We start from the raw sequence: 16,630 nt of genomic DNA, 5'->3' as shown, positions 1-16,630 counted from the left end.
TTTTATTATGCTTAGATTTATAAATCAAATCCTCTATATAATTTATATGTAAAGTATAATTTATTTATTAACACTTTTTATTAATTCTTAATATAATAAACTATAAACACTTTGAAAGGATACCAATATGAAAATAGGTATAGATGGAAGAGGTGCTAAATGGTATAGGGGTACTGGTATTGGTACTTATACTTATCAGCTTATTTCATCATTAAATACTATAGATAAAATTAATGAATATTTACTTTTTATGCCCGAATCTTCTGTGTCAGATATATCTTTTAGCAATAATTTTCATATAGAAAATATATCAGAAGGAAATTTAAATAATTTCTGGGATGAAGTAAATATTCCTAATATACTTACGAATAAAGATATTGAAATTTATCATGTGCCTCAAAATGGTGTTGGGCTTCCTAAGGAAAAAAATTGTCCTTTTGTTATAACATTACACGATGTTATTCCACTAAAAATGCCCGAAACCGTTGGTGAAACATTTCTTAAAATATTTAATAATGATATGCCTTCTATAGTTTCTTCTTGTGATGGTATAATAACAGTTTCAGAATTTTCAAAAGAAGATATTGCCAAAAGTTTTAATTATCCAAAGGAAAAAATATTTGTTACTTATTTGGCTGCTGAAGAAATATATCATCCTTTAGATAGAATTCAATGTTCAGAATTAATAAAAAAATATTATGGAATTGATGGAGACTATATTTTGTATGTAGGTGGATTCAGCCCTAGAAAAAATATAATAGGATTAATAGAAGCTTTTAGTAAATTTATTTCTAAATATAAAAAAGATATAAAACTTGTAATTGCAGGTAAGCAAGGTAAATCTTATGATATATATAAAAAACGTTCTCAAGATTTAAATATAGAAGATAAAGTTATATTCCCAGGATTTATACCTATAAAATATCTGCCATGCCTTTACAATGCTTCTAAACTTCTTGTGTATCCTTCTTTTTATGAAGGTTTTGGACTTCCTCCTATAGAAGCCATGGCTTGTGGTATTCCTGTTATAGCTTCAAATTTAACTTCTATTCCTGAAGTTGTTTCTGACTGTGCAGTACTTGTAGATCCTTATAATATAGATGAAATATCTAATGCAATATATAAGGTAATTAATGATCATAAATTTAGAGATAAACTTATAATAAAAGGACTAATAAGAAGCTCAGAATTTAATTGGAAGAAAACAGCTAAAAATACTTTAATAGCGTATAATAAAATAATTAATAACTAAATAAAAAACAGAAGGATAATATACACTTTAATATCCTTCTGCTTTTTATTTTATTTATCTAAAAAGCGCTTTAATTATATATAATAATCACATATAATTAAAACGCTTTTTATACTTTTTATTTATTATGAGAAAAAAATTTTTCATTAAATTCTTTCAAAAATTCTATTCTATCTTCTTTAAAAGATACTTTTTTCATAAGCCTATATAAAAAAACTTCTTCTTCCCAATCCTTTCTTCTTGTATAATAATCTTTAGAAATACTATAAAAATCTTCTGGAAAATATAAAAATCCATATAAAACTTTTAATTCTCTTTCATCAATAAAGTTTATACTAGAATAATCATAAATAATAGAACTAGCTTTTTCTATATCAAAAGCAAAATTTTTTATAACTTTATTTATAAAATTACATAAGTCATGAACCTTTAAATCAATTAATGCATAATCTAAATCTATAAAATATGCTTCATTATTATTTATAATAATATTGTGATAAGCTAAATCATGATGACATAAGGCAATTTTATCTTTTTCACTGCAAATTTCATAAAAAGAAGAATTTTTTAAAATATTTATGCTCTCCTTTATTTCATTTGTATAATGTTCAAAATTTTCTAAAAATATTTCATCGAATTCTGTTTTATACTGATGCATTTGAGCTATACTTTTAAATAACTTCATTTCTTCTAATTTTCTTTCAAAACTATATATAGTATTACCTACTGCATATTTATTTCTTATATTACTTGTAAAACCCAAAGAAGCTTTATGAAATTCTCCAAGCCCTTTAGATGCTATACTCAAATCAATTGGATTATTAAACTCACATTCTTTACCCGATACTAAATCCATGACACAATATATATCATCTTTAATTTTAACATATATATCTCCTTCTTTTGTATTTACAAAATCTATTACTCTATCAAATTTATTTTTAATATACTTTATTGCTTTATTTATAAACTCCAATTCCTCAAGAGAATAATCAATTTTCTTTAACACTTTATTCCCTTTATCAGTAGATATAATATAAACACTTCTTATTGGTACTACATCTATAACTTTTAAATTAAACTTTTCAAAAAGTTCAATAGATAAATCATATTTTGCTAAATACTTTTTATCTCTATATCTTACATCTGTCTGCATTTTAAAATTTGAAGATAACTTTTCTGTTGCATTCAATTTTATATCACCTCCTAAAATAAAACTTCTCCATCTTTAATAATTGCTTTTTTTAATTTATTTTCATATTCTTCTTCGCTTAATTCTTTTGTTTTTTCTCTATATCTATTAAAACATTTCATGAATTCATAAGGATAAGATAACAAAGCTAAAATAAATCTATTACTTTCTTTTGAAAGATTTGAATATTTACAAAAATCATCTACAAGATATTTAAAATCAAGTTTAATTCCTTTTCTTTTGTATTTACTTAAAATATTAAAACAATCTATTTCTATGTTGTTATAATTGCATTTATCTATATTTATTATTTCTAATTTATCAGTTTTTCTTAAATTAGAAAAATCTGCATCACCTATACAAATTTCAGTTCTATCCATACTTCTTTTTATAATATCCATATAACTAGAATTAAAAATTTCAGATATGCAATATTCTGCCCTTTTTATATATTCATTGCCAACTTTTAAAAGCATTATTTCAAAATCATTCTCTGGTGAATTCATTTTTATATTATTTAAGTATCTTTTTAATCTTTTTATATAAACTTTATATTGTTCTACTATACTACCGGTTTTATTATTAAGTCTTTTACCAATATATCCTTTATATCCCATAGCTTTATTTTGAAACTCATTTATAAGCATAAGTTGATTTGACATTAAACTTTCATCAATATTATTTGGTAAAACATATTTATCTTTAAAATTTTTAACTATATTTATATCTTTTGACATAAGATATTCTGCAAAAGGCTCAAACAATTCATCTCTAGCCACCAAAAACACCTCTATATATTTTTATATTTATTTTTATACTCCGTATTTTATAAGCCTGAATTCATCAACAAAATCTTGTTTTTCTTCATTATCATCATATATCTTTTTTAATTTTTTAATAAAGAAATCTTCACCCCAAGGCTGTTTTTCCCAATAGTACTGAATTCCAACCTGCCAGTAATCTTGTGGAAATTCCATAAAAGCAGCCATAATTTCTATATCTCTTTTCTCTATTACTCTTTCTTTACTATAATTGTCCATTATAAAAATAGCATCATCTATACTCCATTTGCCGTTTTTTAGTTTTCTTAGTAAAAGACTTGCTAAATCATGTATATTTATATCTAATATACAATAATCAAAATCTATAATATCAATATCACCATTATCTTCAATTAAAACATTATGATGTGCATAATCATGATGGCAAAAACCTTTCTTTAATATTTCACTATCTACTTTTTTAATATACTCACTTTTCATAAGATTTCTTATAGATTTATCTGCTCTTTCTATCTCTTTAGACATAGCTTTAAGATATAAATTATCAAACTCACTTTTTTCTTCTTTTTTCAATATTCTATTTCTAAAATCTAATATTTCTTCCCTTCTTGTAACAAAATGATTTATCCACTTATACCAATATACTCTTGGATTCATATCTTCTGTTACATTAAATCCTTCACTTTTATTGTGAAGCTGTGCTAACTTAACTGCAGCTTTTGAAACATCAATTGGATTGTCATAGTTACATTCTCTTGCGTTTAGCCATTTAGTTAAGTAAGCATTACAACCTTCAAAACTTATATAATCTAAACCATCTAATGTTTTTATTATCTCAGGTACTTTATCAAATCCATTATTTTGGAGATGCTTTATTGCACTTAAAATAAAATAAAAGTGAGGAAAATTATATTTAATAACTTTTAAACAGTAATCTCCATGAAGAGTTTTAATTTTATAAACATTTTTTATTTTTTCAAGGCCTATTATCTTTAATCCATAATTACACTCAACTAAATTTTTAATTTCTTCTAATTCCAAGGAGCTTCCTCCAAAAATATTGCTCTAATTGCATTATATGAATTTAATATAGAGTGTGTGATAATTAAAGATAAACAAGTTAATTATCAAACATTGTGGAACATTTTTATATTAATTCTAATATTTATAATATATAGGCTTATTTTCTTTAAATTAAACTTATCTTTTATCAATTTAAGGGAGAGGATTGGATGAGAATTGCAATTGATGCACGAGGTATCAATTGGTATAGAGGTACTGGCATTGGTACTTATACAGATAAAGTTTTAAGATATTTATTAAAAATGGATATAGAAAATTATTATCATATATATTGGTCTGGGGAAAATTATGAGGAATTTAAATCTAAAAATACAGACATTATTATGGCGTCCAAAAAACATCATAGATTTTTTGAACAAGTTTATTTTCCAAATAATTTAAAAAATAGCAATATAGATATATATCATGTACCTCAAAATGGAATAGGCATAAATGAAAATATAAAGTGCAAAAAAATTACTACTATACATGATTTAATACCTTATATAATGCCTGAAACTGTAGGGAGAGGATACCTTATTAAATTTCTAAAAGAAGTGCCAAAAGCTATAGAGTTAAGCCATGCTATAATAACTGTTTCTGAATGGTCAAAACAAGACATATTAAAGTTTTTTCCTATAGATAAAGATAAAATTTTCGTCACTCCTCTTGCAGCAGAAGATATGTATAGACCTATGGATAAAGAAAAGTGCAAAGATTTTTTATCAAAAAATTACAATATAAATAAACCCTTTATACTATATATAGGAGGTTTTAGTCCTAGAAAAAATGTAAAATCTCTTATAACAGCTTTTCAAAAGATATATAAAGACTTAAATAAGGACTATAATTTAGTAATAGTAGGAGCAACAAAAGATCAAGGAGAATATTTAAATAAGTTTTCAAGCAATTTAGAATTTGCATCTAAAATAATATTTACAGGATTTGCTCCTGAAGAACATCTTCCTATTTTGTATAATGGCTGCGATGTATTTGTATATCCTTCACTTTATGAAGGCTTTGGACTTCCACCTCTTGAAGCAATGAACTGTGGTGCTCCAGTTATAACTTCTAATTTAACTTCTATACCAGAAGTTGTAAAAGATGCTGGTATACTTATTAATCCTTATAACGAAAATGAACTTTCAAGTTCAATTTTAACGCTTTTAAATAGTGAAAGTCTTCAAAATGAATATAGAAAAAGAGGTCTTAAAAGAGCACAAAATTTTTCATGGTCTAAAACTGCTGAAAAAACCTTAGAAGTTTATAAAAAAGTTTATGAAACAAATTATGATATATAAAGTAAAATCAGAAGGCAAAAATACCTTCTGATTTTATTTTTACAATTTATTTATTATACTTGCTAAATATCCAGCACCAAAACCATTATCTATATTTACCACACTTATACCACTGGCACAGCTGTTAAGCATAGTTAAAAGTGCTGATAGCCCTCCAAAATTAGCTCCATAGCCTACACTTGTAGGCACAGCAATGACAGGTTTATCAACCAATCCTCCTACAACACTTGCAAGAGCTCCTTCCATTCCTGCTATTACAACTACAACTCTCGCCCCTCTAATAATATCTAATCTATTAAAAAGTCTATGTATTCCTGCAACACCTACATCAAATATTCTTTCAACTTTATTCCCAAGTATTTCAGCAGTTACAGCTGCCTCCTCTGCTACAGGTATATCTGAAGTTCCAGCAGTTACCACAGCTATATAAGTATCAGGTATTTTTAACTCTTTCTTTTTTATAGTTATAGTACGTCCAAGTCTGTTATATTCTGCTTCAGGGCAAATTTCTTTAACTGCATTATAAATTTCTTCATTTGCTCTGGTTCCTAAAATATTGTTATTCTTAGTAAGCATAAATTCAACTATTCCTTTTACTTGATCTACAGTTTTTCCTTCACAATATATTACTTCAGGGTATCCTACTCTTACTTCTCTATGATTGTCAATCTTTGCATAACCAAGTTCTTTAAAAGGAAAATCTTTAAGTTTTTTTACTCCTTCTTCTATGGTTAAATTCCCGCTTTTTATGCTTTCAAGTAAATCTTTTATCTCTTTTTCATCCATATTAGTATCACTACCCTTTTATATTAAAATATTTATATTTCTTTGTTAACTTCATTATAAACTTCATTTATAGATATATTATTTTCTATTGCAATTTTTTTACAATCATCATATTCTGCTTTAGATTTTATCTTCTTATTATTAAAGAAAGAAGATTTTATTCTAACTTCACCATATTTAGTTTTTACTATGCTAAATTCTCTTTTAAGCATTGTTTTTTTCACTTTATATTTTCTTATACCTAAAGTAGTAGTTTCCTTTAATATAATTTCTATAAGTTTTTCCTCTATATCTTCATCGCACAAAACACTAAGTTTAATTCCTGGCCTTCCTTTTTTCATAATTATTGGTGTCATAAATACATCCATAGCACCTTCATTAAATAATCTTTCCATAACATAGTCATAAAGCTCTGGATTCATATCATCTATATTACATTCAATCATAACAGCATCTTCATAAATTTTATTATTTTTATCAATACTAAATTTATCTTTTATTTTTTCTTCAGTTTCTCCTAAATATACTCTTAAAACATTTGGAATATCTGTATCTCTATGTCCTATTCCATAGGAAACTTTATTTATTTTAAAATCCTTTTTATCTGTAAATTCATCTACAACAACTTTAAGTATTGCCGCACCTGTAGGTGTTGTAGTTTCAAAAGGTACTGCTCCAAGCTTTACAGGTATTCCTTTTAATATTTCAGCTGTTGCAGGTGCAGGAACAGGAAATAATCCATGAGCACATTTAACAAAGCCACCTCCAAGCTCAACCTTAGATGACATAATTTTATCAACATTTAAATAATCAAAACATATAGCTGCCCCTACAATATCAACAATAGAATCTACTGCTCCTACTTCATGAAAATGAACTTCCATTAAAGATTTGCCATGTATCTTAGCTTCAGCCTCAGCAACCTTTAGAAATATTTTCTTACTTAAATTTTTAACTTTTTCACTTAGAGAACTATTATCTATTATAGTTTCTATATCGCTTAAATTTCTATGATGATGTTCCCCTTCTTTATGATTATGTTCATGTTCTTTATTATTTAAATTATGATTATGTTCATGTAAATTATGGTGATGTTCATGTTCTCCATGCTCATGATTATGCTCTTCATTATTTAATTTTACAGTTACTTTTGTACCAGTAATACCTTTTCTATTATCTTTACTTACTTCTATTTCATATCCAGAAATATTAAGCTTTGAAAGCTCATTAATAAGATAATCTTTATCAACTCCTAAATCTATCATAGCTCCCAAATTCATATCTCCGCTTATTCCAGAAAAACAATCATAATATAATATTTTCATGCTATTTCTTCCTTTCTTTCCTCTTTTCTTTCTTCTCTTATTTGAGGTAATTGTAAATTTATTACTATCATTCCTGACAATATCAAAAGACATCCTAATAAAGCTTTACCTGTTAATTTATCTCCAATAAAAACTGAAAATATTGCACTAAAAACTGGTTCTGCTAAAAATATTATTGCAGCATGAGTAGGTGTAGTATACATTTGAGCTATATTTTGAAGTCCATAGGCAAATACAGTACAAAATATTGCAGTAAATAAAATAGCACCAAAAGAAAATGTATTTAAATCCATTTTTAATCTATCAACAAAAACTGCTGGTACTAAAGAAATTATACCTACAGTTAAAAGTTCAATAAAAGTCAAAATAGCAATATCTGTATTTTCTGTATATTTATCTACTAATATTATTTGAACTGCAAAACATACAGCACTTAATAAAGTTAAAAAATCTCCTTTATTTAAGCCTAAATCTCCACTTATAGACATTAATCCTAAACCTATTACAGATATGACTATACCTATAATAGTTTTAAAATCTGGAAATTTCTTATATAAAAAAGCTAAAAATAAAGGAACCATAACTACATTAAGTCCAGTTATAAAACCAGATTTACTTGAACTTGTGTAAACAAGCCCTACTGCTTGAAGTATGCTTCCAATACCCAATGCCAATCCTATTAATACACCTGATTTTACCATATTTTTATTGCAATTTTTTAACTTTTTAATAGATATAACTCCAATTATAATGGCAGCTAAAATATATCTTAACGCTATAAAAGAATACGGCGGAATACTTTTTAGTGCTATACTCATAATTGGGAAGCTAGAACCCCATACTACCGTTACTAATATTAAACTTAAGTCTGCTTTTAATTGTTTTGTCATATTTTCCCTCCTGTATTGCTTTAAAATACATAAAAATTAATTATTATCTACTTATATATTTTATCAAATCTTAATACTTCAATAAACATAATTATATGAAAATTTATACTAAAATAATATTTATTAATAGTTTTTATTAATAAATATAAAAAAATAGGGTATTGCGAAACTATTTTTTAATAATTTTGCATTACCCTATTTTAATAAAATCTGATACATAAAATAACCTGCTTTAATATTTACAAAAATTTATTTAAAAAATCTTCTTTTTTGATTTCATTTACTAGATGTTTTACTTCCTGCTCTTTGTTTTTATCCATAATTAAAACTACATCTCCTGCATCAACAATAACCAGATCTTTAATACCAAATCCTATAATAAGTCTTTCGTTACCAAACACATAACAATTTTCACTTTGTTCCATAAAAGTTGTCCCTAATACATTATTACCTCTGTAATTATTCAAAAATCTTCCTAAAGAGGCAAAGTTTCCAATATCATCCCATACAAATTCACACTTTACAACATAAGCTTTTCTTGTCTTTTGCATTATTCCAAAATCAACTGATATACCATCTATCAAATTATATTGTTCTTCTATAATTTCTTTCTCATTTTCTTCTCCTATGCTCTGATAAATAGTCATTAAATTTTTATACATTTTAGGAAGATACTTTTCCATTTCTCTTAAAAATACATCTGCTCTCCAAACAAACATTCCACTATTCCAAAGATAAGTTCCTTTTAACAAAAAATCTTTTGCTACTTCAATATTAGGTTTTTCAGTAAATCTTTCAACTTTAAAAGTAGCAATATCTCCTATGGTTCTTTCTCCCATTTCAATATATCCATAACCTGTTTCAGGCCTTGTAGGTGTTACCCCTATGGTTATAAGACCTCTTTTTCTTTCAGCTATTTCTACAGCTTGAGTTAAAGTATCTATAAATACTTTTTCTCCCTCTATATAATGGTCTGAAGGAAGAACTATCATTGTAGCATCCTTGTCCTTTTTTAAAAGCTTAACTGCTGATAATCCTATACATGTTGCAGTTTCTTTATTAGCTGGTTCTACAAAAATATTGTCTTTACTTATCTCAGGAAGTTCTTCATGAATTTTATCTAAATATTCTTCATTTGTAACTACATAAATATTCTCTTTATTTATAAGAGGTTTTATTCTATCTACTGTATTTCTTAAAAAGCTTTTATCATTTATTATTTTTAAGAACTGTTTTGGTCTTTTATCCCTGGATAAAGGATATAGCCTTATACCTTTCCCTCCTGCTAAAATTAGTGCGTATAGCAAAAATACTCACTCCAAATATTGCTTTGGTTTATAATATGAATTTTTCTTTGCATATGTGAAAAATAAATAATCTTATATTAAAATATACTTAACCCTATATATTACAAATCAGCAATAGAAACTTTCCCAAATACAGCTTCCCAATCATTTTTAAAATCATCAACTGCTTTGTAAATTGCTGGCATTTTTAAAGCATCTATTAAAATTTCAGGGGCAATTGTTACACTTTGTGCACCTGCAGCAAAAGAAGCATTTACCTGCCCTATATTTTTAAAACTTGCCGCAAGTATTTTTGTTGGATAATTATATTTTTCAATTATATCAGCACAATTTTTTATAACTTCATGTGGATTAATATTCATATTTTCCATGCGATTAAAATATGGTGCTATAAAGTCTGCCCCTGCTTCTATTGCCAATAATCCTTGAATTGTTGTGTAAATTGCTGTTGCAGTTATTGATACCCCTTGTGATTTTAGTATCTTAATTGCTTTTAATCCTTCTTCATTAACTGGTATTTTAATAAACACTTTATTATCAATATTTTCCAAAATTGCTTTTGCCTCTTTTATCATGCCTTCACAATCTTGTGCAACAACTTGAACATGAATACTTTTATCTTCCCCTATTATTTCGCGTATTTTTCTAAAATGATTAAAAAAATCTATTTTTCCCTCCTTTTTTATTATGCTCGGATTGCTTGTAACACCTTTAATATTGAAAATTTCAATACACTTCTTAATCATTTCAATATTTACTGTATCTAACATATATTCCATTTTATATCTCTCCTTGTTATTAAAATTTTCTACAAATATTTTTTACTTATAAAACTTGTTCTGTTCTTTCAATTATATCATCTTGAGTTTGTTTAGATAATACATTAAAAAATGCACTATATCCTGCAACTCTAACTATTAAATCTTTATGTTTTTCTGGATTTTTTTGAGCATCAAGTAATATTTCTCTAGATACTACATTATATTGAACATGAAATCCATTTAAGCGATTAAAAAAAGTTCTTATTAACAAAATTAACTTCATTTTGTTTTCTTCTTTTGATAACATTTGAGGCGTAACCTTTTGATTTAACAATACCCCTCCTGTAATATCACGTATTGGCAATTTTGAAACTGACTTAAATACTGCTGTAGGTCCTTTTTTATCCATTGCATGTGAAGGTGAACAACCTTCTGCTAAAGGCTCTCCTGCTTTTCTTCCATCTGGAGTTGCTAAAGTTCCTGCCCCTTGTGGTACATTAGCAGAAATAGAAGATGTACCTGCATAATAACAGCCTCCAATTGGTCCCCTTCCATATCTCGTATTTTTGTATTTTTTTATTTCATCAATATATATTTCATATGCCTCTTTTAATAACAAATCTACATAATCATCATCATTTCCGTATTTAGGTGCATCATTAATTAATATATCTCTAATTTTTTTACCTTTTTCCCCTTCAAAATTATTAACTAAAGCATCCCATAACTCTTTTGGAGTTATGCTTTTATCTTCAAATACACATTTTTTAATTGCAGAAAGAGAATCTCCAAGATTTGCAATGCCTACTTGAAGTCCACTTATAAAATCATACACTGCTCCGCCTTCTTTTAAATTTAATCCTCTTTCAATGCAATCATCTGTTAAAGCTGAACATAACACATCTGCTGTAACTTCTTCTATAGCTAAATCTATACAGCTGTCAATTATTACACTGTGCCTTGTAAATTCTCTAATTGTCTTATCCCATGCTTTCATAACCTCATCAAATGAAGTCATATCTTTAAAATGTCCTACCCCTTGGCAAAGCCTGATTCCTGACTCAAGATCAATCCCATTATTTAATGCAATTAGTAATGATTTGGGGAAATTTAAAAAACTCATACCTGTACATCTATAACCCCATTTGCCTGGAACTGCTACTTCTACACAGCCAATTGCACTATAATTATATGCATCTTCTTCTGATACTCCTTTTTCTATAAATGACGGAATTATAATTTCATCATTATTAAATGCAGGCATACCAAATCCTAACTTTACAACCTCAATACATTCATTCATAAAATCATCTGATAATCCTTTATGATAACGCACTGTTAAATTAGGCTGAGGTAATTTTGTCTGAGCAACACTTTTTAAAATTAAATAGCTTAATGGATTTACTGCATCTTTTTTATCTACTGTCTGTCCACCAATTGTAACATTTTGATATAATGGACTTCCTGCACTAAAACGAGTATGAGACCAACTTCTTATTTTATTTATAGTAAATGTTTTAAGCCATAAATTTGTTAATAATTCAACAGCTTTACTTTCAGTTATTTTACCTGATTTTAAATCTTTTTCATAAAAAGGATTTAAATATTGATCCATTCTTCCATATGAAACTGAATGTCCATTAGATTCAATTTGCAATACAAGATGAATTATCCATAAGGATTGAACTGCTTCATGAAAAGTTTCTGCTGGATAATAGGGAACTTTATTTAGTATTCTTGACATTTCTAATAATTCTTCTTTTCTAGATGTGTTTGACTCTTTTTTAGATAAATTTAATGCTAAATCTGCATAACGTTTTGCAAAATTAACTACTGAATCTAATACAATTAAAACCGCTTTATAAAAATATAATTTATTTAAATTCCTATAATCAGAAATGTCCAATTCTTTTAATTTCTTTTCTGTTCTTTCTTTATAATTAATTAATCCAAAATTTAATACTTTTTCGTAATTTACAGCTATATGTCCGTCCCCTGATGTTATATTACCTTCTGCTTTTATTATTCCTAAATCATAAAAAACTCTACTTTCTGAAGGTATCCCCGCAAGCCCCCTATCTTTTAAAGTTTTCTTCTCCCAAAATGGTGCAATTTCTCTTAATATATTTTTATTTTCTTCAGTAATATAAAATACATCTCCATCACGCTTTTCAAATTCATCAAGTTCATCAATAACCCAATCCATTGCATATTCCGGGAAAATAGGTGCTGCACGGTTATAAGAAGCTTGATTTCCTGCAATCATTGTTTCATCTTCAATAAATATACTCATATTTTTCAATATATTTTCTAAACATAATGCTCTACGTAAAATCATAGGTTTGTCTGCATGTTCTTTATAACTTTCTGTAACAAGTTTTGCCCTCTCTACACATACCATAGGTTTTGAATTTATTAATTTTTCTCTAAAATTACACATTCTCTCTGTTAATTCTCCAAAATGATTCATAATAATCCCCCTTTCATTGTAATGAGTATTTTGCTTTCATTTGAAATTTTTTATCTTTCTTTTATAATTTTATTATATAGCTTTATTATTCTTTGTCAATATTTTATTTCATTCAAAACTATAATAGTTATCTTTTGAAATTTTATAAAAATATTATTATAAAAAACACCATACTATAATATTAAATTTTTATAATATTTATATAGACTTAGTAAAATTATTATAAAAAAATACACAGACTATAATACCTACTACTTTTAGTAAATATTATAAACTGTGTATTTATACTTCTAATTTATTTTATTTTTTATTAATCTATATTTACCATTCTAACATCCACATTTTCTTTTTTTAAATTTTCTAAAATGTCTTTTGGAATATTGCTGTCTGTAAATAAATAACTTATCTCACAAGCTTTAAACTGAGATACCACCCCACGTTCTGAAAACTTTGATGAATCAGTTAATATTATAATTTTTTCAGCACTTTCAGCCATAAACTTAACTGTTTCTGCACGCATTAAATTTTTACCTGTAAAGCCTATTTTAGGACTATAACCATCAATTCCAATAAATAATTTATCTACAAAAAAATCCTTTACACATTTTTTTGTAAGAGGTCCTACTGAAACCTGAGATTCTGTCTGATAGTCTCCCCCAAGTAATACTATCTTTGCACCTCCTTCTCTAATATAGTTAGCAATAAAAATAGAATTAGTAATTATGGTTACATCTTTTTTATTATAGGCAAGCTCTTCTGCAAGCAAAGCACAAGATGAACCCGACTCTATCATAACAGTTTCTCCATCACTAACAAGTTTACTTGCCAAATGTGCTATCTTTCGTTTTATATCATAATTAAAAGCTAATCTGCTTCTAATATCATCACTTGAACTTATAACAGCATATCCATGCTCACGTTTTAATAATCCTTTTTCTTCTAATATATCAAGATCTTTGCGTATAGTCACTTGAGATACATTTAAAAGCTCTGATAATCTACTAACTTCTATACGTTTATTTCTATTTACAATTTCAAGAAGCTTTGTATGCCTATCTATCATAGTAACTTCCTCCTATCTCTTAAGTATAATGGTAATTATAACATAAACTATTTCTAAAATAAAATATTTATATTTCGAATAAAAGTAAATTCATCTAATAAGTATTATATTTTTATTTATATACTTTTAATTCACGACTTTTTATTTATTTGAAATTATTTTTAGTTTCAAGTGTAATTTATAATTTACATTTAAGTATTTTGATGTTATTATTAAACTATAAAGCAATTTATAGTTATTATCTTTACTAAATATCCCTTATATCCCTTCCAGTTTTGACATTATTGTTAAACTATAAAGTTGAATTGTATAATATTAACTGGTTTAAATATATTAGTAAATTAAATAGTACTATATGGAGATGATTATATGAAAGATATAAAGGCATGTATTTTTAATATTCAAAGATATAGTATACACGATGGTCCTGGTATTAGAACTGTTGTATTTTTTAAAGGCTGTCCTTTAAGCTGTTTATGGTGTTCAAATCCAGAATCTCAATATAATAAAATACAAATTGTATGTGATAAAAGTAAGTGTGAAAAATGTCTTTGTTGTGTAAATGTATGTCCTAAAAAAGCTATCTATTTAAACAACAATCATATAGAAATTAATTATAATAAATGTATTTCTTGTCTTAGCTGTAAAAATTCTTGCCCTAATAATGCTCTATCAGTTGAAGGCGAATTTTTAAGTGTTTCTGAAGTTTTAAAAGAAGTTTTAAAAGATGAAGTGTTTTATGAAGAATCCAACGGTGGAGTTACTCTATCTGGAGGCGAAGTATTAATGCAGCATGAATTTGCATCAGAGCTTTTGAAATCTTTAAAAGAAAAAAACATACACACAGCAGTTGAAACTACTGGATATTCCCCAAGTAAAATATTCTTAAAATTTATAGAAAATGTTGATTTATTGTTATTTGACATGAAACATTATGACAGAGAAAAACACTTTAAAAATACAAATGTTTATAATGATTTAATTATTGAAAATTTAAAAATTGCTATAGATGCAGGAAAAGAGGTTATTGTTCGTATACCTGTTATACCAAATATAAACTCCAGTTTAAAAGACGCCGAAGAATTTTGTAAATTACTTAAATCTGTTAACGCTAAAAAAGTAAATCTTCTTCCATTTCATCAATTTGGGCAAAAAAAATATGAGCTTTTAAATAAAAAATATGCTTTTCAAAATATCCAGCAACTTCATGAAGAAGATTTAATAGATTATAAAAATATCTTTCTAAAAAATGGATTTGATTGTTATTTTTAAATATTCATTTCTAAATTTTTCTTTAATAAAATGAAAAATATACAAAGGATCATATTGAAATTATATGTGTATGATTAAAAAGAAGGGGATATATATCCCCTTCTTTTTATTTTAACATTATTCTACAAGCATACATTTCAATATTTCAATAAAGCATCTTCGCTAGGTGCTATTATAATATGTGTTTTTTTATTTGGATTCATTAACTTTAGTATTTTTATCATATTAGATTCACTTGTTGAAACACATCCTGCTGTTCCTCTGCCTGTGCTACAATGTAAAAAAATTGCCGAACCTTTACCTTTAACTCTATCAGTATTATAATTTATTATAGCTCCATATTTATATTGAGTTGGATATTTTATTAGATGTTCTGCACTATTCCATCTACCATCAGCGGGTCCAACTTGCCATGAATTATAAAAGCTAGAATTAACATCGTCAACCCAAAAATCATTATCTGTAACCTTTCTGTAAGCTAGTGATGTGCCTGGATTAGCATTAACTCCAAAAGCCTGTGTTATTGAAAAAGAACCTGCTGGAGTTTTTCCATCACCTTCTTTTTTACTATATGTAACACCATTTTTACCTACAAATCCCGTAGTAGACATTACTTTTGCCCATACACCACCACTCTTTTCAAAAACCTCTATTTTTGCCCTAGGCCCTTGTCCTACAACAGTAATTATTAAATTGCTTTTAGTAGCAGTTTTAGTTTTTGATATAGATAGCTCATTATTTATTGGCTTGTTTTTATCAATAACAGCCTCATTAGTAGTAAGTTTATCTTTAGTTTTTGATATAGCTGACTTATTATTTATTGGCTTGTTTTTATCTCTATCAACCTCATTATTAGTAGATTTATCTTTAGCTTTTGTTGATGGAGTCTGCTTTTGGCTTGATTTTTTATTTGTATCTGTTTGTATCTGTTTTTTTACTTCTTCAACTTTTATATCTATATTTTTAACTTGAACTTTATCTTCAAACTTTGTTTCATTTAATTTTAAATTATTGTCTTCTATAGTTTTAATATCTGTATTAGTAGGTGAACTACTATCAACAGGCTTAATATTATTACACCCAAATAGCAATATAGGTAAAGTTAAAACTAATAAAAAAACAATTTTTTTCATAGGTTTTTTCAATTAACCCAACCCCTTTAAATCT

14 protein-coding genes are annotated in these 16,630 nt (G+C 26.5%); 3 read left to right on the top strand and 11 right to left on the bottom strand.

Annotated features, from left to right (window positions below; all coding sequences use genetic code 11):
* Positions 1-127 precede the first annotated feature (127 nt).
* Positions 128-1,252: a glycosyltransferase family 4 protein gene (locus tag B5D11_RS10570; RefSeq protein WP_078683004.1), complete on the top strand. Its 1,125-nt coding sequence runs from the start codon at positions 128-130 to the stop codon at positions 1,250-1,252.
* Positions 1,253-1,370: 118 nt separating this feature from the next.
* Here the strand turns inward: B5D11_RS10570 and B5D11_RS10565 are convergent, their stop codons facing one another.
* The 3 genes from B5D11_RS10565 to B5D11_RS10555 are packed head-to-tail and all read right to left on the bottom strand — an operon-like array spanning position 1,371 to position 4,267.
* Complete coding sequence (locus B5D11_RS10565; protein WP_078683058.1) at positions 1,371-2,408, bottom strand: CotS family spore coat protein; 1,038 nt, start codon at positions 2,406-2,408, stop codon at positions 1,371-1,373.
* A 50-nt stretch (positions 2,409-2,458) separates the two neighbouring features.
* A complete protein-coding gene (locus B5D11_RS10560) occupies positions 2,459-3,223 on the bottom strand; it encodes a hypothetical protein (protein ID WP_078683003.1) in 765 nt (254 codons plus the stop codon).
* Positions 3,224-3,256: 33 nt separating this feature from the next.
* Positions 3,257-4,267 (bottom strand): CotS family spore coat protein, encoded by a 1,011-nt coding sequence (locus tag B5D11_RS10555; protein WP_078683002.1) that lies wholly within the window; start codon positions 4,265-4,267, stop codon positions 3,257-3,259.
* Positions 4,268-4,458: 191 nt separating this feature from the next.
* Here B5D11_RS10555 and B5D11_RS10550 point away from each other — a divergent pair, with 191 nt between their 5' ends.
* The gene (locus B5D11_RS10550) at positions 4,459-5,589 is read left to right on the top strand and encodes a glycosyltransferase family 4 protein (protein WP_078683001.1); all 1,131 of its coding nucleotides are present in this window, start codon (positions 4,459-4,461) and stop codon (positions 5,587-5,589) included.
* A 39-nt stretch (positions 5,590-5,628) separates the two neighbouring features.
* On the opposite strand, the gene larB is transcribed toward B5D11_RS10550, so the two are convergent.
* From larB to B5D11_RS10515, 7 genes are all read right to left on the bottom strand, one after another.
* Entirely contained in the window at positions 5,629-6,375 is a 747-nt protein-coding gene (gene larB / locus B5D11_RS10545) for a nickel pincer cofactor biosynthesis protein LarB (RefSeq protein WP_078683000.1), read from the bottom strand.
* A gap of 32 nt (positions 6,376-6,407) precedes the next feature.
* Positions 6,408-7,700, bottom strand: a complete 1,293-nt coding sequence (gene larC / locus B5D11_RS10540; RefSeq protein WP_078682999.1) for a nickel pincer cofactor biosynthesis protein LarC — start codon at positions 7,698-7,700, stop codon at positions 6,408-6,410.
* Complete coding sequence (locus tag B5D11_RS10535) at positions 7,697-8,590, bottom strand: DMT family transporter (RefSeq protein ID WP_078682998.1); 894 nt, start codon at positions 8,588-8,590, stop codon at positions 7,697-7,699. Before B5D11_RS10535 ends, larC begins: the two co-directional genes overlap by 4 nt.
* A gap of 239 nt (positions 8,591-8,829) precedes the next feature.
* Complete coding sequence (locus B5D11_RS10530) at positions 8,830-9,897, bottom strand: mannose-1-phosphate guanylyltransferase (RefSeq protein ID WP_078682997.1); 1,068 nt, start codon at positions 9,895-9,897, stop codon at positions 8,830-8,832.
* Positions 9,898-9,998: 101 nt separating this feature from the next.
* Positions 9,999-10,676, bottom strand: coding sequence for a fructose-6-phosphate aldolase (locus tag B5D11_RS10525; RefSeq protein WP_078682996.1), 678 nt, complete (start codon positions 10,674-10,676; stop codon positions 9,999-10,001).
* 46 nt (positions 10,677-10,722) lie between these two features.
* Positions 10,723-13,128 (bottom strand): glycyl radical protein, encoded by a 2,406-nt coding sequence (locus tag B5D11_RS10520; protein WP_078682995.1) that lies wholly within the window; start codon positions 13,126-13,128, stop codon positions 10,723-10,725.
* A 310-nt stretch (positions 13,129-13,438) separates the two neighbouring features.
* The gene (locus tag B5D11_RS10515; protein WP_078682994.1) at positions 13,439-14,191 is read right to left on the bottom strand and encodes a DeoR/GlpR family DNA-binding transcription regulator; all 753 of its coding nucleotides are present in this window, start codon (positions 14,189-14,191) and stop codon (positions 13,439-13,441) included.
* 369 nt (positions 14,192-14,560) lie between these two features.
* Here B5D11_RS10515 and B5D11_RS10510 point away from each other — a divergent pair, with 369 nt between their 5' ends.
* Complete coding sequence (locus B5D11_RS10510; protein WP_078682993.1) at positions 14,561-15,463, top strand: glycyl-radical enzyme activating protein; 903 nt, start codon at positions 14,561-14,563, stop codon at positions 15,461-15,463.
* Positions 15,464-15,600: 137 nt separating this feature from the next.
* Here the strand turns inward: B5D11_RS10510 and B5D11_RS10505 are convergent, their stop codons facing one another.
* The gene (locus tag B5D11_RS10505; protein WP_078682992.1) at positions 15,601-16,608 is read right to left on the bottom strand and encodes a L,D-transpeptidase family protein; all 1,008 of its coding nucleotides are present in this window, start codon (positions 16,606-16,608) and stop codon (positions 15,601-15,603) included.
* Positions 16,609-16,630 lie beyond the last annotated feature (22 nt).

The sequence above is a fragment of the Clostridium sp. USBA 49 genome, assembly GCF_900167505.1.
Lineage (GTDB): Bacteria > Bacillota > Clostridia > Clostridiales > Clostridiaceae > Clostridium_AT > Clostridium_AT prolinivorans.
Note: the sequence above shows the minus strand (reverse complement) of the source record. Positions and strands in the feature narration are given on the sequence as shown.